This is a genomic window from Neisseria sp. P0014.S002, from assembly GCF_051958295.1.
Classification (GTDB): Bacteria; Pseudomonadota; Gammaproteobacteria; order Burkholderiales; family Neisseriaceae; genus Neisseria; species Neisseria flavescens_B.
This window is the reverse complement of record NZ_JBQCVO010000008.1, coordinates 49,714-68,658: the sequence shown is the minus strand read 5'-3', so window position 1 is coordinate 68,658 and position 18,945 is coordinate 49,714. Positions and strand designations below refer to the sequence as shown.

Annotated in this window: 17 protein-coding genes, 3 tRNA genes and 1 pseudogene; 9 read left to right on the top strand and 12 right to left on the bottom strand. The window is 49.0% G+C overall.

The window, feature by feature from the left end; genetic code table 11:
- Window positions 1-12: 12 nt before the first annotated feature.
- Entirely contained in the window at window positions 13-678 is a 666-nt protein-coding gene (pgmB, locus tag ACTHSX_RS08610; RefSeq protein WP_440377387.1) for a beta-phosphoglucomutase, read from the top strand.
- Window positions 679-769: 91 nt separating this feature from the next.
- Here the strand turns inward: pgmB and ACTHSX_RS08605 are convergent, their stop codons facing one another.
- Window positions 770-892 carry an eamA-like transporter family protein gene (locus tag ACTHSX_RS08605; protein WP_239994827.1) on the bottom strand — a complete coding sequence of 41 codons (123 nt, stop codon included), beginning with the start codon at window positions 890-892 and terminating at the stop codon, window positions 770-772.
- Between the two features lie 342 nt (window positions 893-1,234).
- Between ACTHSX_RS08605 and arsB the strand changes: the two genes are divergently transcribed.
- Both arsB and ACTHSX_RS08595 read left to right on the top strand, forming a co-directional pair.
- Entirely contained in the window at window positions 1,235-2,287 is a 1,053-nt protein-coding gene (gene arsB / locus ACTHSX_RS08600; RefSeq protein ID WP_315113341.1) for an ACR3 family arsenite efflux transporter, read from the top strand.
- A gap of 63 nt (window positions 2,288-2,350) precedes the next feature.
- Window positions 2,351-2,458: pseudogene (locus tag ACTHSX_RS08595) on the top strand (glycosyl hydrolase family 65 protein); the annotation flags it as partial.
- A gap of 100 nt (window positions 2,459-2,558) precedes the next feature.
- Here ACTHSX_RS08595 and murI read toward each other — a convergent pair.
- Window positions 2,559-3,368, bottom strand: coding sequence for a glutamate racemase (murI, locus tag ACTHSX_RS08590; protein WP_049331752.1), 810 nt, complete (start codon window positions 3,366-3,368; stop codon window positions 2,559-2,561).
- A gap of 61 nt (window positions 3,369-3,429) precedes the next feature.
- Entirely contained in the window at window positions 3,430-4,659 is a 1,230-nt protein-coding gene (locus ACTHSX_RS08585) for a multidrug effflux MFS transporter (protein WP_440377388.1), read from the bottom strand.
- A gap of 241 nt (window positions 4,660-4,900) precedes the next feature.
- Here ACTHSX_RS08585 and ACTHSX_RS08580 point away from each other — a divergent pair, with 241 nt between their 5' ends.
- Both ACTHSX_RS08580 and ACTHSX_RS08575 read left to right on the top strand, forming a co-directional pair.
- A complete protein-coding gene (locus tag ACTHSX_RS08580; RefSeq protein ID WP_440377389.1) occupies window positions 4,901-6,430 on the top strand; it encodes a helicase HerA-like domain-containing protein in 1,530 nt (509 codons plus the stop codon).
- 130 nt (window positions 6,431-6,560) lie between these two features.
- Entirely contained in the window at window positions 6,561-7,049 is a 489-nt protein-coding gene (locus ACTHSX_RS08575; RefSeq protein ID WP_036472879.1) for a GNAT family N-acetyltransferase, read from the top strand.
- Between the two features lie 49 nt (window positions 7,050-7,098).
- Here the strand turns inward: ACTHSX_RS08575 and ACTHSX_RS08570 are convergent, their stop codons facing one another.
- The 3 genes from ACTHSX_RS08570 to ACTHSX_RS08560 all read right to left on the bottom strand — a co-directional run bounded on the left by ACTHSX_RS08570 (window position 7,099) and on the right by ACTHSX_RS08560 (window position 9,995).
- A complete protein-coding gene (locus tag ACTHSX_RS08570) occupies window positions 7,099-8,454 on the bottom strand; it encodes a PFL family protein (RefSeq protein WP_440377390.1) in 1,356 nt (451 codons plus the stop codon).
- 15 nt (window positions 8,455-8,469) lie between these two features.
- A complete protein-coding gene (locus ACTHSX_RS08565) occupies window positions 8,470-8,742 on the bottom strand; it encodes an ACT domain-containing protein (RefSeq protein WP_128581304.1) in 273 nt (90 codons plus the stop codon).
- A gap of 107 nt (window positions 8,743-8,849) precedes the next feature.
- Window positions 8,850-9,995 (bottom strand): polyamine ABC transporter substrate-binding protein, encoded by a 1,146-nt coding sequence (locus ACTHSX_RS08560; protein ID WP_440377391.1) that lies wholly within the window; start codon window positions 9,993-9,995, stop codon window positions 8,850-8,852.
- A gap of 328 nt (window positions 9,996-10,323) precedes the next feature.
- On the opposite strand from ACTHSX_RS08560, the gene ACTHSX_RS08555 reads away from it, so the two are divergent.
- Together ACTHSX_RS08555 and parE are read left to right on the top strand one after the other, a co-directional pair.
- Window positions 10,324-10,860, top strand: a complete 537-nt coding sequence (locus ACTHSX_RS08555; RefSeq protein ID WP_004520487.1) for an RNA pyrophosphohydrolase — start codon at window positions 10,324-10,326, stop codon at window positions 10,858-10,860.
- 68 nt (window positions 10,861-10,928) lie between these two features.
- The gene (gene parE / locus ACTHSX_RS08550; RefSeq protein WP_440377392.1) at window positions 10,929-12,914 is read left to right on the top strand and encodes a DNA topoisomerase IV subunit B; all 1,986 of its coding nucleotides are present in this window, start codon (window positions 10,929-10,931) and stop codon (window positions 12,912-12,914) included.
- Window positions 12,915-13,105: 191 nt separating this feature from the next.
- Here the strand turns inward: parE and ACTHSX_RS08545 are convergent.
- The 4 genes from ACTHSX_RS08545 to ACTHSX_RS08530 all read right to left on the bottom strand — a co-directional run bounded on the left by ACTHSX_RS08545 (window position 13,106) and on the right by ACTHSX_RS08530 (window position 14,667).
- Window positions 13,106-13,182, bottom strand: a tRNA-Asp gene (locus ACTHSX_RS08545).
- A gap of 32 nt (window positions 13,183-13,214) precedes the next feature.
- Window positions 13,215-13,290 (bottom strand) — tRNA-Val (locus ACTHSX_RS08540).
- Between the two features lie 125 nt (window positions 13,291-13,415).
- Entirely contained in the window at window positions 13,416-14,009 is a 594-nt protein-coding gene (gene ribA, locus ACTHSX_RS08535; protein ID WP_003747497.1) for a GTP cyclohydrolase II, read from the bottom strand.
- Window positions 14,002-14,667 carry a hypothetical protein gene (locus ACTHSX_RS08530; RefSeq protein ID WP_311459499.1) on the bottom strand — a complete coding sequence of 222 codons (666 nt, stop codon included), beginning with the start codon at window positions 14,665-14,667 and terminating at the stop codon, window positions 14,002-14,004. Before ACTHSX_RS08530 ends, ribA begins: the two co-directional genes overlap by 8 nt.
- 161 nt (window positions 14,668-14,828) lie before the next feature.
- Between ACTHSX_RS08530 and ACTHSX_RS08525 the strand changes: the two genes are divergently transcribed.
- Together ACTHSX_RS08525 and ACTHSX_RS08520 are read left to right on the top strand one after the other, a co-directional pair.
- Window positions 14,829-14,913: transfer RNA gene (locus tag ACTHSX_RS08525), tRNA-Leu, on the top strand.
- A gap of 120 nt (window positions 14,914-15,033) precedes the next feature.
- Window positions 15,034-16,374 (top strand): DUF2868 domain-containing protein, encoded by a 1,341-nt coding sequence (locus ACTHSX_RS08520; RefSeq protein WP_440377393.1) that lies wholly within the window; start codon window positions 15,034-15,036, stop codon window positions 16,372-16,374.
- A gap of 73 nt (window positions 16,375-16,447) precedes the next feature.
- On the opposite strand, the gene ACTHSX_RS08515 is transcribed toward ACTHSX_RS08520, so the two are convergent.
- Window positions 16,448-16,666 (bottom strand): hypothetical protein, encoded by a 219-nt coding sequence (locus ACTHSX_RS08515; protein ID WP_440377394.1) that lies wholly within the window; start codon window positions 16,664-16,666, stop codon window positions 16,448-16,450.
- Between the two features lie 267 nt (window positions 16,667-16,933).
- Window positions 16,934-18,862, bottom strand: coding sequence for a molecular chaperone DnaK (dnaK, locus tag ACTHSX_RS08510; protein ID WP_440377395.1), 1,929 nt, complete (start codon window positions 18,860-18,862; stop codon window positions 16,934-16,936).
- Between the last annotated feature and the right edge of the window lie 83 nt (window positions 18,863-18,945).

The window sequence follows — 18,945 nt, the reverse complement described above, 5'->3', positions numbered from 1 at the left end:
GAGGTATGCGAAATGACTTTCACCGCAGTGCTTTTTGACCTCGACGGCGTCATCACCGATACCGCCGAATACCACTACCGCGCATGGAAAAAGCTCGCCGAAGAACTGGGTATCAGCATCGACCGCAAGTTTAACGAGCAGCTCAAAGGCGTGTCGCGCGACGATTCGCTCAAACGCATCCTCGAGCACGGCGGCAAAACCGTCAGCGAAGCCGAGTTCGCCGAACTGACCCGCCGCAAAAACGACAACTACGTCGAGATGATTCAGGCAGTCAAACCCGAAGACGTGTACCCCGGCATTTTGCTGCTGCTGGAAGCATTAAAAGCAAACGGCAAAAAAATTGCCCTCGCGTCCGCCAGTAAAAACGGCCCGTTCCTGCTCGAACGCATGGGGCTGACCCACTTCTTCGACGCTATTGCCGACCCTGCCGCCGTCGCACATTCCAAACCCGCCCCCGACATCTTCCTCGCAGCAGCCGAGGGCGTGGGCGCGGACATCCGCCAATGCATCGGCATTGAAGACGCCGCCGCCGGCGTCGCCGCCATCAAAGCCGCCGGCGCCTTGCCCATCGGCGTGGGCAAAGCCGAAGACTTGGGCAGCGACATCGCGCTGGTCTCCGGCACCGCCGAGCTGACCTACGCCTACCTGCAAAGCGTGTGGGAACAGTCGGGCAGGTAAAGCGCGTCAGGTAAATTGTTAAGGAAGTAAAAAGGTCGTCTGAAAACTAGAATTTTGGTTTTCAGACGACCTTTTCATTGGAAAAATATTTCTAGCGTTTCAAAGCCAGCGTCAATACGCCCACCGTAACCAGCCCCAGTCCTATCCATTCCTGCGTGCTGGGGCGTTCGTCCAGAAAGACCACTGCCATCAGTACCGAAGACGGTCTGCACATTGCTCGTGAAAAAGCAGACGATGAAATAGTGGTGATTGATACTGCTTCTACGAGTCATACCTTGTTGTTAGACTCAACTTTAAGTTATCATCAAGAAGTTCAAAGAATACAAGGACAGATACCTGAATCTGTAAAAACTTGTTACTTAGATTAAAGGAAGAGGAAACAGAAGTATTAATCGTTAGCTTGGAGGAGGCTACCCCATTTTATGAAGCATATCGATTAGAAGAAGATCTAACAAGGGCATCAATTCATACAAATTGGTGGATTGTTAATTCATCCTTGTATAAAGCAAATCCTAGTAATCAAGATGTTATCTGCTAAAGCAAATGAAGAATTTAAGTGGATTTAGAAATGAAGAAAATAAATGGAATTGGTTTTTTTGAGAAAAACCTGACTTTTTGGGTATTAATTTGTATGGCAATAGGCATATTTATTGGGAAATATTTTCCTTCTATTCCAGATAGGTTAGGAAAATTTGAGTTCTACAACGTGTCTATACCAACAACAATTTTACTTTGGATAATGATTTATCCAATGATGTTGAAAATTGATTTTAAGAGTATAAAAGACATAGGAAAAAACCCTAAAGGTCTATTTATTACATGGTTTGTAAATTGGATCATTAAGCCACTCACCATGTATTTAATTGCATCCTTATTTTTCTTTGTTATTTATAAAGGATTTATTAATAAGGAATTGGCATCAGAATATTTAGCTGGGGCGGTTTTACTCGGAGCTGCACCATGTACCGCAATGGTATTTGTATGGAGCAAGTTAACAAGAGGTGATAGTGCTTATACCTTAGTACAGGTAGCTAGTAACGACTTAATTATTTTGATTGCATATATACCAATTGTGAGCTTCTTATTAAAGATTGGAAATATAAATATTCCATGGGGAACACTTTTATTATCCATTGTATTATTTATTGTTGTTCCTCTTATTTTAAGCATGGCAACTAGGAGTATAATCATTAAAAACAAAGGGGAGGACTACCTAAATAAAACTTTTATCCCTGCATTTGATAAATACACTATGATGGGATTATTGTTGACGTTGATTATAATATTTTCATTTCAAGGACAGAAGATATTGGATCAGCCACTAAATATTATCCTTATTGCAATTCCTTTGATAATTCAAACTCTGTTTATATTTGCAATAACATTTTTCATAGCATATTTAGCAAAGCTACCATATTCAATTGCAGCTCCATGTGGCATGATTGGTGCATCTAACTTTTTTGAGCTGTCCGTTGCAGTTTCTATATCTCTATTTGGGCTATTATCAGGAGCTACGTTAACAACTGTAGTAGGTGTTCTGGTTGAGGTTCCTGTTATGTTGGCCTTGGTAAGGTTTGCCAATTCTATGGAAAATAAATTTAATCGTTGAATATGACCTGAATCCGTGAAGTTAAAAATCTAACTTTCACGAAAATGCCTACAATACCGTGGCTTAACTTCTATGACCGGCTCGTGGCTCGCCATCGTCCAAGGTTTCGCCCAAATGAAAACTTGGGGCGGCAAACTCAGCTTTGCACCGTTCCCGCCGAGTGTGTGGACAGACAACGTGTGGGAACAGTCGGGCAGGTAAAATACTAAGGAAGTAAAAAGGCCGTCTGAAAACCTGAATCAGGTTTTCAGACGGCCTTTAATATTTCCAATCAACCCAACGTTACCATCTCAATCTGTTCCATACTTCTGCCTAAGAAGCGTTCGCCGATGGTGCGGAAACGCAGTGGGATGTCGCTAACGTAGAAGCGGTAATCCGGGTTGTCGTTTTCTGTATTCAGCAAACCTGCTTGCGCCAAGGCTTTGGCGGTGGCTTCGGCGGTGGTGATGGCGGAATCGACCAAGGTGACGTTTTGCGCTTCGCGGCCGATAAGCGGTTTGAGCAGTGGGAAGTGGGTACAACCCAACACCAGCGTGTCGATGTCGTCGGCCAAGAGTGGCTTCAGGTACTCGCGTACGGTCAGGCGGGTGACTTCGTGATCGAGCCAGCCCTCTTCCACCAATGGCACAAGCAAAGGCGCGGCTTGTGTGCGCACCAGCGTGTCGTTGTTTTTTGAATGGATGGCGCGCGCGTAGGCATTACTGTTGACGGTGGTATTGGTCGCGATAATGCCGATTCGGTTGTTTTTGGTGGTTTGCAAAGCGGCTTCCGCACCGGCGGAGATCACATCCAATACGGGCATATTGCCTGCTTTTTGGCGGATTTTTTGTCCGGCAACGGCGGCGATGGTGTTGCACGCGATGACGAGTGCTTTGACATCGTTTTCCAGCAGGAAATCGACAATCTGCATGGCGAAGGTTTCGATGGTGGCGCGGGATTTGGTGCCGTAGGGAACGCGTGCGGTATCGCCGAAATAGATGATGTTTTCCATCGGCAGGCGTTCCATCAGGGCGCGGACGTTGGTCAAGCCGCCGACGCCGGAATCGAATACGCCGATGGGGCGTTGTTTGCTGGTACTCATGGTTAATTTCTTCAATATAAAGTTGAGGCCGTCTGAAACCGTTTTTCAGACGGCCTGAAGGTTAAACATATTCTTTTTTATCGTTTTCCATCCAAGCCTGATGCGAGCAAATCCACAACAGCACGATACCGCACACGGTCGAGCTCAACATCATACCGGCCATCACCAAGGCGGAACCATTATGCAGCCAAGTCGTTGCCATGCCGACCGATGCACCGATAAGGGATTGGAACACGCCTAAAACCGCATTTGCGCTGCCACCCTCTGCGCTGAAATAGCTCATAAAGCAGGCCTGAGTGTTCGCACCGACCAAGCCTTGCGTACCGACTGAAAACATCACGCATGGCACCAAAGCCCACAAAGGCGGCAAAGACAGCGACAATACCAAAACCGTCATCAGCAGATTAGCGGCAAATTGGACAATAATGCCCCATTTGAGGATGTTTTGCGGATGCGTACCGGTTTTCAAACGCCATGCGGTAACGCGGTTAAACGACATCATGGTAATGATATTGAGCGCAAATATCCAAGCATATTGGTTTGGTGAAACATGATACAGGTGTTGGTACACGAACGACGATTCGGTCAAAAAGGCGAACATCGAACCAAAACTGAAAGCTTGGAAAAACAGATAGCCCATTGCGGCGCGCGTTCTCAAAACGCGTTTAAACCTACCGGCCACCACGCCAAACACGTCCATGCTGATTTTGCCTTTTTGGTGCGGCTTAGGCAGGAAATACCACATCAAACCCCAAAGCAGCAGCGAATAACAGGCCAGAAAGCCGAAAATCATGCGCCAGCCGCCCAAATTCTGCAAGCCTGCACCAATCATCGGCGCCATCAATGGCACAATCATCAGAATGATGCCAATTAAGGCAAACATCTGCGCGGCTTTGCGTCCGGAATAATAATCGCGCACCATCGCGCCGGAAATCACCACGGTCATCCCCGCACCAAACGCCTGCAAAGCACGCAAGTTCAACAGCTGCTCGACATTATTCACCATCGTCAAACCGACAACGGCGGCAAAGTAAATGCTCAAGCCCACCAAGGCGACAGGTTTGCGGCCTTTAATATCCGAAATCGAACCGCCAACCACCTGACCAAACGCCACGCCAAACATAAAAAAGCTCAGGCTTTGCTCAATGCGGTGGATGTCCGAACCTAGCGACTTTGCCATTTCGGGAATCGCAGGCAGATAAGCATCAACAGAAAACGGCATCAGCGCGACCAACATCGCCATCAGCACAGCCATGGTTTTTTCGCCCAAAGGGGCTTGTTGTGCAGTCATTCCGACTTTCGCTTTCGTAAAAAATATTCAAAAAACAAAGAAAACAACCGCCTTGTCAGACGGTTGCGGATTGGATGAAATTATAGCAGATTTCAACCTTGTCCAATCACTGCAAAAAAACCTTTGCAAAACTTAAGGCCGTCTGAAACTTTGCTTGGTTGAATCCCCTTGCTTCAAACGTTAAAATGCTTGTTTCTTAAGACAACAAATTGTTTCACATCACGGATTCTAAGGAATAATCATGACTACATTTCAAATTGCGCGCGCCGACGGGAAAACGCTCGAAATCCAAGGCAAAATGGCCAACCGCCACGGCTTGATCGCCGGTGCGACCGGTACGGGTAAAACCGTTACCCTGCGCCGCATGGCGGAAGCCTTCAGCAGCGAAGGCGTCCCTGTATTCTTAGTCGATGTCAAAGGCGATTTGTCGGGCATCGCGCAAGCCGGTGCCAACAGCGGCAAAGTGGGCGAACGCATCGCCGAGTTTGATTTGGGCGAGCAATGGCTGCAAAGTTTCCCCGTGCGCTTTTGGGATGTTTACGGCGAAACCGGTATTCCCGTACGCGTCACCGTTTCAGAAATGGGCCCTATGCTTTTGGCCCGCCTGATGAATCTGAACGACACGCAGGAAGGCCTGCTCAACCTCGTGTTTAAAGTTGCCGACGACAGAGGCTGGCACATTCTGGACTTAAAAGACCTGCGCAGCATGTTGAAACACGTTTCCGACCACGCTTCGGAATACCGCACGCAATACGGCAACGTTTCTGCCGCCAGTATCGGCGCGATTCAACGCCAACTGCTGACTTTGGAAAACGAAGGCGCAGAAAAATTCTTTGGCGAACCTTCCCTCAACCTGCAAGACTGGATGCAAACCGACAACGGCAAAGGCATCATCAACATCCTTAACTCCGAAAAACTGATGCGCTCGCCGCGTATGTACAGCGCGTTTTTGCTGTGGATGCTGGCAGAATTGTTTGAAACCCTGCCCGAAGTCGGCGATTTGGACAAACCAAAATTCGTGATGTTCTTCGACGAAGCGCATTTGATGTTCGACAATGCCGCCAATGCACTGGTCGAACAAATCGAACAAGTCGTGCGCCTGATCCGTTCCAAAGGCGTGGGCGTATATTTCGTCACCCAAAACCCGCTTGACTTGCCCGATACCATTCTCGGCCAACTGGGTAACCGAGTACAACATGCCCTGCGCGCCTTCACACCGCGCGACCAAAAAGCAGTTAAAGCTGCTGCCGAAACCTTCCGCAGCAACCCAAATATCAAAGTTGCCGAAGCGATTGCCGAACTCGGCGTCGGCGAAGCCCTCGTTTCCTTCCTTGATGAAAAAGGTATGCCCGAGCCGGTAGAACGCGCCCTCATCCTGCCGCCGCAATCCGCCCTGACCCCGCTTGCCACAGAAGAGCGCAATCGTTTGTTCCAAAACGACGATTTGTATCCAACCTATAAAGATATGGTGGACAACTACTCCGCTTTTGAAGCACTGGCCGAAGCAGACAGCCAAGCAGCCGCTGAAAAAGAAGCCGCAAATGCCGCCAAAGAGCAGGAAAAAGCGCAAAAAGCTGCAGAAAAAGAAGCTGCCAATGCCGATCCCGGCATCCTCGGCGGACTGATCGGCGGTTTGAGCGGCGGACGTAAAAAATCCGGCCAAGGTTTGGGCTACAACGTTGCCGACGCCATCGGCAGCCAAATCAACCGCCAAGTAACCAACGCCATTTCACGCAGCGTAATGGGCATTATTAAAAATATGTTCAAATAATCAGCCTGCAAACATACTGCCTTTATTGCAATAGCCGCAAGTCGGATACTTGTATCCGACACCTTGCTTTCAGACGGCCTCAAAGCAGCCTGAAAACAAGCCAAGTGCCCGCCAAACAGGAAAACACGCCATGCCCCAAACCGTTACCCTTGTGCTGTACGACCCCGCACACGCCGCCGATTTGGACTACCGTCTGCACGGAGAGCAAGCACAATACTCGGTTTCGCCCCAAGAGCGGCTGCAAAACGGCCGGTTCGCCGCGCCCGACTGTTTGGCCGTAACCATTTTGTGCCAAAACCGCCCCATCGGATTTTTCATCCTTGATAAAGGCAGCGACCGCCTTACTTACAGCGCCAACCCCCGCGCCGTATTGCTGCGCTCGATGTCGGTCAACCCCGCATATCAGGGTCAAGGCTGCGCCCGCGCGGCGCTGGCTGACGATAAATTGGCGCCGCTCATCCGCAGCATATTGCCCGACTGCGACGAAATCGTGTTCGGCGTACACCACGCCAACCGCGCCGCCATCGGCCTGTACCAAAGCTGCGGATTTGCCGATACGGGGCGAACCTTTATGGGCACAAAGGGGCTGCAATATATTTACAGCAAAACGATTCGGTAAAAGGCCGTCTGAAAATCAATTTCAGACGGCCTTTTATTTATCAATCCAATCAGTTTTTCATCGATTGAACCGGAGCCGGGATTCTACCGCCTCGGTTGACGAACACTTCGCATGAGCCTTCTTTGACCGGCATTACAGGCGCGTGGCCCAACAGGCCGCCAAACTCAACGCTGTCGCCGACGGTTTTGCCCGTTACCGGAATGATGCGCACGGCGGTGGTTTTGCTGTTGATCATGCCGATGGCGGCTTCGTCGGCGATGATGCCGGAAATGGTATGAGCAGGCGTGTCGCCAGGGACGGCAATCATGTCCAAACCAACAGAGCAGACGGCGGTCATGGCTTCGAGTTTGTCCAGTGTCAGCACACCGGCTTCAGCAGCGGCAATCATGCCCTCGTCTTCTGAAACAGGGATAAATGCGCCGCTCAAACCGCCGACTGCGCTGGAAGCCATCATGCCGCCTTTTTTCACGGCATCATTCAGCAATGCCAAAGCCGCCGTCGTGCCGTGCGTACCGCAGACGCTCAAACCCATCCCTTCAAGAATGCGCGCCACCGAGTCGCCGACGGCAGGGGTTGGTGCCAACGACAAATCAAGAATACCGAATGGGATATTGAGCATTTTTGAGGCTTCACGGCCGATGAGTTCGCCCACGCGGGTAATTTTGAAAGCAGTTTTCTTCACGACTTCCGCAACTTCGGTCAATGTCGTTGCATCTGAATTTTCCAACGCGGCTTTTACAACACCCGGGCCGGATACGCCGACATTGATAACGGCATCCGCTTCGCCCGAACCGTGAAACGCGCCCGCCATAAACGGATTGTCTTCCACTGCATTGCAGAACACGACGATTTTGGCGCAGCCGAAACCTTCGGGCGTGATTTCAGCCGTGCGTTTGATGGTCTCGCCTGCCAGCTTGACCGCATCCATATTGATACCGGCGCGCGTGCTGCCGATATTGATGGAGCTGCACACAATGTCAGTGGTCTTCATCGCTTCGGGAATGGAACGGATCAGCACTTCGTCCGAAGGCGACATGCCTTTTTGCACCAGCGCGGAAAAGCCGCCGATAAAAGACACGCCGATGGCTTTGGCTGCCTTGTCCAAAGTTTGCGCCACGCTGACATAAGAATCGGCTTTAGTTGCCGCCGCAATTTGAGCAATCGGCGTAACGGAAATGCGCTGATTCACAATCGGTACGCCGTATTTGGCAGACAGATGTTTTGCCGTCGCCACCAAGTCTTTGCCGACTGTGGTGATTTTGTTGTAAATGTTTTGGTTCAATACATCGATATCGGTGCTGATGCAATCGTGCAAATCAATGCCGATGGTAATGGTGCGCACGTCAAAATTCTGGTCGGCCACCATTTTGACGGTTTCTAAAATCTCGCCGGATTGAATACTCATGGCTCTCCCTCCGACTTAAATACGGTGCATGGCTTGGAAGATTTCTTCGTTTTGCATACGAATGTCAAGCGCGAGTTTTTTGCTCTCTTCCGCAAACAAATCCAAAACTTCTTGACGCGATTTAGCGCATTTTGAAGTGTCCACCAAAATAATCATGGTAAAAAAATCGTCCATCAACTGTTGGCTGATGTTGAGAATATTGATTTGGTTTTCCGCTAAAATTTTGGAAACGTCGTACACAATGCCCACACGGTCTTTGCCGATGACGGTGATGACTGAATTGTTCATAACGCTGTTTCTCCTTATAGGATATTTGAAAAGTGTTGACAATTATAACACTCAGGCCGTCTGAAAAACTGTTTCAGACGGCCTGAGTATTCAAATTTCAATTTTAATTATCGCCCTGCTTTCAAAGCCTGCCACAAGCGAACGCTGAGTTTGCTCGCATCGGTTGACTTAGGCGAAACGATGAAACTTTTTTCCATCAATTCTTTACTTGGGAAAATCGATTCATCGGATGTGTACTTTTCATCCATCAAATCACGCGCCGGACGGCTGGCCGGAGCATAAGTCACATAGTTGCCGTTTTTGGCCGCTGTTTCCGGATTGAGCGTGTGATTAATGTATTTGTGTGCATTGGCCACATTTTGCGCATCACGCGGAATCATCAGCGAATCCACCCAAATACCGACGCCGCTTTTCGGCGCCAATACTTCGACTTCGACGCCATTTCCGGCTTCTTTGGCACGGGTTTTGGCAATATTGAGGTCGCCGCCGTAGCCTACCGATACGCAAAGATTACCGGCAGCCATATCGTCGATATAGCCGGATGAGGTAAAGCGTTTGATGTCAGGACGCACTTTTTTCATCATATCGACGGCGGCTTTGATATCGTCAGGGTTTTCGCTGTTCGGATCTTTGCCCAAATAATGTAAAGCCAAAGGAATCTGCTCGATGGCGCTGTCGAAATAGCTGATGCCGCAGGATTTCAGTTTTTGGGTGTATTCAGGGTTAAACACCAAATCCCATTCGTTTTCAGGCAGCTTATCCGTACCTAAAGCCTTTTGAACCTGCTGTTTGTTAATCGCCAGCGTATTGATACCCCAGAAATAAGGGACGGCATATTCGTTGCCCGGATCGACGGTTTCCATCATTTTCAACAAATCGGGATCGATATTGGCGTAATCGGGAATTTGCGATTTGTCGATTTTTTGATACGCGCCGGCTTTAATCTGGCGGCCGACATTGGCAATAGACGGCGCAACCAGGTCATAACCCGACTTGCCGGTCAGCAGCTTGGCTTCCAGCGCTTCGTTGCTGTCGTAGTAATCGTAGCGGACGTTGATATGCGTTTTGTTTTCAAACGCAGACAGCGTGGCAGGATCGACATAATCCGACCAGTTGTAGATATTGAGTTTATCCGTTTGAGAGGAAGAAGTTTGAGTTTGAGATGCGGAAGATTCTGCGGCGGTTTCTTTTCCACCGCTACACGCAGTCAAGACGAGGCTCAAGATTGCCGCCGCCATCAAAGATTTTTTCATGGTTTCAGACCTTTTGTTCGGGGGGTAAAAATATTGCAGCGGTGGCAGATGCCACTTACAAAAGGGAAACTGTGGGGGCGGCCGGCATGTGTCCTTTGCCCTTGATTCAGCAAGGTTTGCATTAAACGGCAAAAAGCTTTTGAATGCAATACCTTAAAGCAGAAAAAAATTTCATTTTTCAGACGGCCTGAAGCTATGGTTTTATTCATAAACAACATTTTTTCGGAAACGGTTTCATGCCGTCTGAAAAAAACTGTGGGCTTATTCAGACGGCCTCAAGATTTGTCAAAACCGCCCAATTTGTGGGAAAATTGCACGATTGAATTTAATGAAGGGCGACACCGTGTTAGACAGAGAAGGCTATCGCCCCAATGTCGGTATTATCCTGATTAACGAACGTAACGAAGTCTTTTGGGGCAAACGCGTACGCGAACATTCATGGCAGTTTCCGCAAGGCGGCATCAAGCCGGGCGAAAGTCCTGAGACTGCCATGTACCGCGAATTGTACGAAGAAGTCGGCCTGTTGCCGCAACACATCAAAATCGTTGGCCGTACGCGCGACTGGTTGCGTTATGACGTTCCCAGTCATTGGGTGCGCCGAGAATGGCGCGGTTCGTATCGCGGACAAAAACAGATTTGGTATCTTTTGCGCTTGGTCGGTCGCGACAGCGACGTCAACCTCCGCGCCTGCCATCATCCTGAATTCGACGGCTGGCGCTGGCACCAATACTGGGCGCCGGTTGACGAAGTCATCGACTTCAAGCGCGGCGTGTATTTAGACGCATTGACCGAACTCTCCCGTTTCCTGCGCGGCATAGAAAGCTATGAAGACTTTATCCGTCGCAATCCAATAGAAAACCTATAACCCAAACGCTTTCAGGCCGTCTGAAAGCGTTGTTTTTCATCCTTTCAGACGGCCTTTACATTATTCCTATGGCTAAAAACAATCAATACAGCGAATCCAGCATTACCGTCCTCAAAGGCTTGGAGCCGGTCAAAGAACGTCCCGGCATGTACACCCGTACCGACAGCCCGACCCATATCTGTCAGGAAGTGATTGATAACGCAGCAGACGAGGCGTTGGGTGGTTTCGCGACTGCAATCGACGTGCAAATTCATGAAGACGGTTCGCTTTCCGTACGTGATAACGGCCGCGGCATTCCCGTCGGCCTGCACCCTGAAGAAGGCGTACCCGTAGTCGAACTCGTGTTTACCCGTCTGCACGCAGGCGGCAAGTTCAACAAAAAAGACGGCGGCAGTGCCTATGCCTTTTCAGGCGGCCTGCACGGCGTTGGCGTATCTGTTACCAACGCCCTTTCCACCCGCCTTGAAGTAACGGTCAAACGCGAAGGCGAAATCCACCGCATCGTCTTTTCCGGTGGCGACGTCATCGAGCCATTGACTGAAGTGGGCAAATGCGCGGTCAAAGACAGTGGTACTGAAGTGCGTGTGTGGCCGGACGGCAAATATTTTGAAAGCCCGAATTACAGCATTCCCGAACTCGAACGCCTGCTGCGCGCCAAAGCCGTGCTGCTGCCTGGCGTACGCGTTTCCCTGACCCGTCCGGTCAAAGGCGAGGACGAAGCACACACACAAACCTGGCACTATCCAGACGGACTGAAAAGCTATCTGACCGACCTGATTGCTGACGCGCAAGAAGCCGTGCCTATCTTCTCCTGCGAAAACTACATTTCAGACGGCCACAACGGCGATTTCAGCATTGGAGAAGGCGCAGCATTTGCCCTGACTTGGCTGGAAGAAGGCTCGTGCGCCAACGAAAGCTATGTCAACCTGATTCCCACACCATTGGGCGGCACGCACGAAGCAGGCTTGAAACAAGCCGTGTTCAACGCCGTCAACAACTTCATCAATCTGCACAACCTCTTGCCGCGCGGCGTGAAAGTGCAAAGCGACGACATGTTCAGCAAAACTGCCTTCGTCCTCTCTGCCCGCGTCCTCGACCCTCAGTTCCAAGGTCAAACCAAAGACAAGCTGACCAACCGCGATGCACTGAAACTCGTTGCCACCGTATCGGGCGACCCTTTGGAATTGTGGCTGAACCAAAACGTGGACTACGGCAAAAAAATCGCCGAACTCGCCATCCGTCAGGCACAAGCGCGGATGCGTTCGGTTAAAAAAATCGAAAAGAAAAAAGGCAGCGGCGTCGCCGTCCTACCCGGCAAACTGACCGACTGCGAAAGCGAAGACATCCGCGAAAACGAACTCTTCCTCGTCGAAGGCGATTCCGCCGGCGGCTCAGCCAAACTTGCCCGCGACAAAGCCACACAAGCCATCCTACCCCTGCGCGGTAAAGTACTTAACAGCTTTGAAGTCCACCCCGACCAACTCTTCGGCAATGCCGAAATCCATGATATTTCCGTCGCCATCGGCGTCGATCCGCACGGCATCAACGATAATCCCGATTTAAGCGGCCTGCGCTATGGCAAAATCGCCATCCTGTCCGATGCCGACGTGGACGGCTCGCATATTCAGGTTTTGCTGTTGACCCTGTTCTACCGCCACTTCCCAAAACTGGTTGCCGACGGACACATCTATGTCGCTCAGCCTCCTCTATTCCGCGTCGATGTCAACGCACAAGGTAAGAGCAAACCCGCCCGCAAATTCTACGCCCTCGACCAAAACGAACTCGACAGCATTTTGGAGCGACTGCAAAAAGAAGGCGTTAAAGAAACTGCTTATTCCATCAGCCGTTTCAAAGGCTTGGGCGAGATGAACCCCGACCAGCTCAAAGACACCACCATGCACCCCGACACCCGCCGCCTGTTGCAGGTACAAATCCCCGAAGGTGCGGATGACGAAACACGCGACATCTTCGTCAAACTGATGGGCAAAGGCGAAGCCGCCGCCCGCCGCGCATGGATGGAAAAAGAAGGTGATACGGCAGAATTGGATATTTAATCTATTGTTTCAATAGACTAAAGGCCGTCTGAAACTTTAAAAGTTTCAGACGGCCTTTTTTTAAAATCATCAGAAATTAAGGTTAAACAGTATTTCAATACCCCGTTACTTACCTGTTTCTATTTTTGCAGCTTAATTGAGTTGTTAAGACAAATAAAAAAGCACTGATATTATCAGTGCTTTTTAAATAATGGCGCGGCGGACGGGGCTCGAACCCGCGACCCCCGGCGTGACAGGCCGGTACTCTAACCAACTGAGCTACCACCGCGCATCCACTGTCAAAGACAATGAAAGGAAACTTGGTGGGTGATGACGGAGTCGAACCGCCGACATTCTGCTTGTAAGGCAGACGCTCTACCAACTGAGCTAATCACCCGATAAGCCGACATTAAATCAAAAAATCAGGCTACACGCAAGGTTTTTATTTAAATAAAAATATATCCCATTGAAAGAATATAGAATATTTTATTTAAACGCAAAAATTACCGTTATGCCTATCTATCAATCGAAAATCAAATGTCCCAATTTATCCGCTTTAGTATGCAGATAACGTTCATTTTCCACATTTTCGCCGACATGTAATGCAATCCGTTCGACCACATTAATGCCGGAATCTTTCAACGTTTGGATTTTTTCAGGATTATTGGTCAACAATCTGACTTCACGAATATGCAGATAATCATAAATCTGCTTGGCCAAAGTGAAGTCGCGCGCATCAACAGGAAGGCCGAGCGCTACATTGGCCTCAACCGTATCCAAGCCCTGATCTTGCAGACGATAAGCACGGATTTTGTTTATCAAACCAATGCCCCTGCCTTCTTGGCGCAAATATACGATAACGCCACGTCCTTCTTTCTGAACGGCCTGCATCGCCGCTTGCAACTGAGGGCCGCAATCACATTTCACCGAAAATAAAGCATCGCCGGTCAAACACTCTGAATGGATACGCGACAACACAGGCAGGCCATCTGAAACATCGCCCATCGTCAATGCGACATGTTCCTGACCACCCTCTTCTTCAAAGCCGTGCATGGTAAACTCGCCCCATTCCGTAGGCAAACGGCATGACGCGACAAACTTCAAGGCCTTACTCATTTTCCGCTTCCTCGTTTTCAGCCACGCCCAACAGATTTTTCAAAGAATCCGACAGGGCCAAGGCAAGGGCAATCCAAGCCACCAATACTTCGTCAGGCGCGCCGTCTTTGATATCAAACTCGGCATGCACCACACCCAAAACCGCACCGCTGGGCATACAGACAGGAACAGAAATCTGACTCAAACCGGGATGATTGCGTTCGGCCGACAATTCACCAATTTCCTGCCAATACGCCACATTCTGACAAACATTCATCCAACCGCTTTGCGCCGTACGCACAGCCAAAAAAGCCTGTCCGGTCTGCTCGTCGATTGGAATCACATTTTCCAACGGCACGCCCCAACGGCTCAGTCGAACCAGCGACAACGCGCCATCTTTCGGAAATGCTGTATAAACCGCTGCGCTTTTCAAATGCTCAGTGCGCTCGGCAACCGAATCCAAAGCCATAAAAATCTGTTTCAGCAACAATTCATGTTCGGCATCAACATAATCCGCCAACTGCCAACCGTCTTCAGACGGCCACAAAATCGAACGCTCAACCGAAGCATTGCCCATTTTAATCACAGCCTGGGCAGTCAAATAAGCAACATGTATCTCATCCGCAGGCAACTTCAAACCTTGCGTCTGCAAAAAATCTTTAATCAATAAAGCAGGCATCTGCCCTTCCTCACCAATAGTAAAGTTGAGGCCGTCTGAAAACAAACCCTGCTTTCAGACGGCCGGAATAAACCATTATATAAGGGATAAACCGAAAAATTCAAGCAAACAAGACTTTGCGCCCCCATTAATATTGTGTATAATCCACGGTTCAAATTAGTGCGGACGTGGCGAAATTGGTAGACGCACCAGATTTAGGTTCTGGCGCCGCGAGGTGTGAGAGTTCGAGTCTCTCCGTCCGTACCACACTCAAAATGAGCAGCTTTCGGGCTGCTTTTTTTACATCTATTCCACTATATACCCTATTCAAAATCGAAACTGCTTTTACAGACGTTTCCATTTTATCTTTCAGACGGCCTATCATTTATGTTGAATCCATCGCAAAAACTTGTCGAATTGGTCCGTATCCTTGAAGAACGTGCCTATATTTTTCCGGGAGATCCTGTGCAGGCGACGGAAGCGTTGCGACATATTGATGGCAGCAACGAGGAAAAACTGATACGCCGTGCCCAAATTATTGACCGCGACCAGCATTTGAAATATGTGTTGCAACAGGTGGAGACAGGCTCGTTTTGGCTTTGGATTGTTGCGGCGACGTTATTGTTTACGGTCGGTTTTTCCAGTACTTATCTGCTGATGGACAATCAGGGGCTGAACTTTTTTCTGGTATTGGCCGGGGTTTTGGGCATGAATACGGTCATGCTGCTGGCGTGGTTGGCGACTTTATTCCTTCGTTTGAAAAATGTGCACTTTATCAGCAGTCCGGCAACTTGGTTCCGAGGCAAAGATCCGGTCAACCAGGCAATTTTGCGGCTTTATGTGGACGAATGGCGTAAACCGCAAACGCGTTGGCTGATTGGTGCAACTTCACACGGCCTGTGGCTATGCACACTGTCGGGAATGTTGGTTTCTGTTTTGCTGCTGCTTTTGGTGCGTCAATATACGTTTAACTGGGAAAGTACGCTTTTAAGCAATACGGCATTGGTGAAAACAGTTGAGGCTTTGTCATGGCTGCCGGAACGTTTGGGCTTTCCTGTTCCCGACAGTCAGGCCGTAATTGCAGGCCGTCTGAACAATCATATCGAAGATGCACGCGCTTGGGCGGGTTTACTCATCGGCAGCATTATCTGCTATGGCATTCTGCCGCGCTTGCTTGCTTGGCTGGCTTGCAAAATTACTTTAAAAACCCTTCGCGAACGTTTGGATTTGAATCAGCCCTACTATCAAAACATCCTCCGCACATGGCAAACGAAGATTGTTGATGCCGATGATTTTCAGGAAAACATCGTTCCTGTTTCATCTAAAATTACGCTGAATAATGCGCCCAAATGGGCAGTTACACTGGAAACGGAATGGCCTGAGCCGCTTTGGTTTTCCGGCGTTTTGGCGCAAGAATGGATAGACAAAGGTGTGGCCGCCGGCAGAAAAGATTTGGAACAATTGGAAGCCGAATTGAAACAAACTCCGGCGCAACTTCTCATCGGCGTACGCACGCAAACTGTTCCCGACCGCGGCATTTTGCGTCAAATCAGCCGCTTGGCCGAAGCTACGGACGGCGGCGTTATCATTCAGCTTTTGAATCAAGACAGTTTCTCTGAAGATTTGGATACCAAACTGGATTATTGGCGCGATGCGCTGGCGGAAAGAAACATTGCCTGGCTGGAGCCGACCCGTCTGGCACAAGAAAAACGGCAAAGCTCTATTTGACAGATAAACCGAAGGCCGTCTGAAACCTGATGTTTGGGTTTCAGACGGCCTTATTTATTGTTGAGGATTCACCTTAATGATGTTCGTGGCGATGCTCTTGATGATGTTTAGACTTGGCTGCGTGGTGTTTGGCTTTAGGTGCAGGTTTTTTCATTTTTTGCGGTTTGGCTTTTTTGTACATACGTTCTTGTTTCGGATGCATTTCGTGTTTGCCGTGTGCAGAAGCGACCGGAGCCAATACCAAGCCGGCAGCTGCAACCATCAAAGAGGTCATTTGAATCAGTTTTTTCATATTTATCTTCTTTCAAGGGGTTGATTTGAGGTAAAAATAAGAATTTATTCGCACTCAAGCGATGGACAAATATTAATGGCTTTGACTGTCAGCTGCTGTCAGTATTCGGCGAAATCTGTTCAAAATTCGGCAATAGAAGTATGGCAACACGATAATGTAGCAAGGTTTTGAAAGTTTACCGTCAATTTTGACAAAGTGTCTTTACACATTTTCCAAACGACAAAAAGCGCGAACCTTTCGATTCGCGCTTTTTTCAGACGGCATCAATTATTTTTTGTCGTCTTTTACTTCTTCAAAGTCGGCATCTACGATGTCGTCGTCTTTCTTAGCAGAAGACTCGGCTTGTGCGCCCTCGCCTGCTTGTGCTTCGGCTTGCGCTTGTGCGTAAACCATTTCGCCCAATTTTTGGCTGGCTGCGCCCAAAGCTTCGGCTTTGGCATCGATAGTGGCTTTGTCGTCGCCTTTAACTGCTTCTTCAGCTTCTTTCAACGCAGCTTCGATTTTTTCTTTCTCAGCAGCATCGAGTTTGTCGCCGTAATCAGCCAGAGATTTTTTCACAGAGTGAATCAGGGCTTCAGCTTGGTTGCGGGAAGCGACCAATTCAGTCAGTTTTTTATCTTCTTCAGCGTTGGCTTCGGCATCTTTCACCATGCGTTCGATTTCTTCTTCGCTCAAACCTGAAGAACCTTGGATGGTGATGTTGGCCGCTTTGCCTGTACCTTTGTCTTTAGCAGAAACGTGCAAGATACCATTGGCGTCAATGTCGAAAGTAACTTCAATTTGCGGCATACCGCGTGGTGCAGGTGCGATATCGGTCAAATTGAACTGACCCAAAGATTTGTTAGCAGAAGCGCGTTCGCGTTCGCCTTGCAGTACATGGATAGTCACTGCGCTTTGGTTGTCTTCGGCAGTAGAGAACACTTGAGACGCTTTAGTCGGAATAGTAGTGTTCTTTTGAATCAGCTTGGTCATCACGCCGCCCATGGTTTCGATACCCAAAGACAGAGGAGTTACGTCCAGCAGCAATACGTCGCTACGGCCGCCGCTCAATACTTCACCTTGAATCGCTGCACCTACGGCAACAGCTTCGTCAGGGTTCACGTCTTTACGAGGCTCTTTACCGAAGAAGGCTTTAACGGCTTCTTGTACTTTCGGCATACGGCTTTGACCACCGACCAAAATCACGTCGTCGATGTCGCTGGTGCTCAAGCCGGCATCTTTCAATGCGACTTTACAAGGCTCGATAGAACGTTGGATCAAATCTTCAACCAGGCTTTCAAATTTGGCACGGGTAATTTTCATGGCCAAGTGTTTAGGACCGGTTGCGTCCATAGTGATGTATGGCAGGTTAATTTCAGTTTGCTGACCGCTTGACAACTCGATTTTGGCTTTTTCAGCAGCTTCTTTCAGACGTTGCAGAGCCATTACGTCTTGTTTCAAATCAATGCCTTGTTCTTTTTTGAACTCGTCAATGATGTAGTCGATCAAGCGTTGGTCGAAGTCTTCACCGCCCAAGAAAGTATCGCCGTTGGTAGCCAATACTTCAAATTGTTTGTCGCCGTCGAGGTTGGCGATTTCGATGATGGAGATATCGAAAGTACCGCCACCCAAGTCATATACGGCTACTTTGCGGTCTTTGTTGTCTCCTTTGTCCATACCGAATGCCAAAGCGGCTGCGGTAGGTTCGTTGATGATACGTTTTACTTCCAAACCTGCGATGCGGCCTGCGTCTTTAGTCGCTTGACGTTGGCTGTCGTTGAAGTAGGCTGGAACGGTAATCACGGCTTCGGTGACTTTCTCACCCAAGTAAGCTTCAGCAGCTTCTTTCATTTTACGCAAAACTTCTGCGGAAACTTGCGGCGGAGACAGCTCTTTGCCTTGCGCTTTCACCCATGCGTCGCCGTTGTTGGCTTTGATGATTTCGAAAGGCATGGATTCGATGTCGCGTTGAACTTCTTTGTCTTCAAATTTATGACCGATCAAACGTTTTACAGCGTAGATGGTGTTTTTAGCGTTGGTTACCGCTTGGCGTTTTGCAGGCGCACCGACGAGGACTTCGCCGCCGTCCAGATAAGCGATAACGGAAGGAGTGGTGCGTGCACCTTCTGCATTTTCGATCACTTTGGTTTGACCGTTTTCAGAAATGGCCAAACAAGAGTTAGTTGTACCTAAGTCAATACCGATTACTTTTGCCATATTATGTTGCTCCTAATAAACTTTTCTTAATTAATAATCCTGTGGAACATTTCGTTCCGATGGCTTGTAAATAAGGTTGCTTC

Bases quoted from the DNA above. Each gene is read 5' to 3' on its own strand.
- ACTHSX_RS08520 (WP_440377393.1), top strand. From the start codon at position 15,034: ATGTTGAATCCATCGCAAAAACTTGTCGAATTGGTCCGTATCCTTGAA.
- ACTHSX_RS08530 (WP_311459499.1), bottom strand. From the start codon at position 14,667: ATGCCTGCTTTATTGATTAAAGATTTTTTGCAGACGCAAGGTTTGAAG.
- parE (WP_440377392.1), top strand. From the start codon at position 10,929: ATGGCTAAAAACAATCAATACAGCGAATCCAGCATTACCGTCCTCAAA.
- ACTHSX_RS08555 (WP_004520487.1), top strand. From the start codon at position 10,324: ATGAAGGGCGACACCGTGTTAGACAGAGAAGGCTATCGCCCCAATGTC.
- ACTHSX_RS08575 (WP_036472879.1), top strand. From the start codon at position 6,561: ATGCCCCAAACCGTTACCCTTGTGCTGTACGACCCCGCACACGCCGCC.
- ACTHSX_RS08580 (WP_440377389.1), top strand. From the start codon at position 4,901: ATGACTACATTTCAAATTGCGCGCGCCGACGGGAAAACGCTCGAAATC.
- ACTHSX_RS08515 (WP_440377394.1), bottom strand. From the start codon at position 16,666: ATGAAAAAACTGATTCAAATGACCTCTTTGATGGTTGCAGCTGCCGGC.
- ACTHSX_RS08560 (WP_440377391.1), bottom strand. From the start codon at position 9,995: ATGAAAAAATCTTTGATGGCGGCGGCAATCTTGAGCCTCGTCTTGACT.
- ACTHSX_RS08605 (WP_239994827.1), bottom strand. From the start codon at position 892: ATGTGCAGACCGTCTTCGGTACTGATGGCAGTGGTCTTTCTGGACGAA.
- murI (WP_049331752.1), bottom strand. From the start codon at position 3,368: ATGAGTACCAGCAAACAACGCCCCATCGGCGTATTCGATTCCGGCGTC.
- dnaK (WP_440377395.1), bottom strand. From the start codon at position 18,862: ATGGCAAAAGTAATCGGTATTGACTTAGGTACAACTAACTCTTGTTTG.
- pgmB (WP_440377387.1), top strand. From the start codon at position 13: ATGACTTTCACCGCAGTGCTTTTTGACCTCGACGGCGTCATCACCGAT.
- ACTHSX_RS08570 (WP_440377390.1), bottom strand. From the start codon at position 8,454: ATGAGTATTCAATCCGGCGAGATTTTAGAAACCGTCAAAATGGTGGCC.
- ACTHSX_RS08585 (WP_440377388.1), bottom strand. From the start codon at position 4,659: ATGACTGCACAACAAGCCCCTTTGGGCGAAAAAACCATGGCTGTGCTG.
- ACTHSX_RS08565 (WP_128581304.1), bottom strand. From the start codon at position 8,742: ATGAACAATTCAGTCATCACCGTCATCGGCAAAGACCGTGTGGGCATT.
- ribA (WP_003747497.1), bottom strand. From the start codon at position 14,009: ATGAGTAAGGCCTTGAAGTTTGTCGCGTCATGCCGTTTGCCTACGGAA.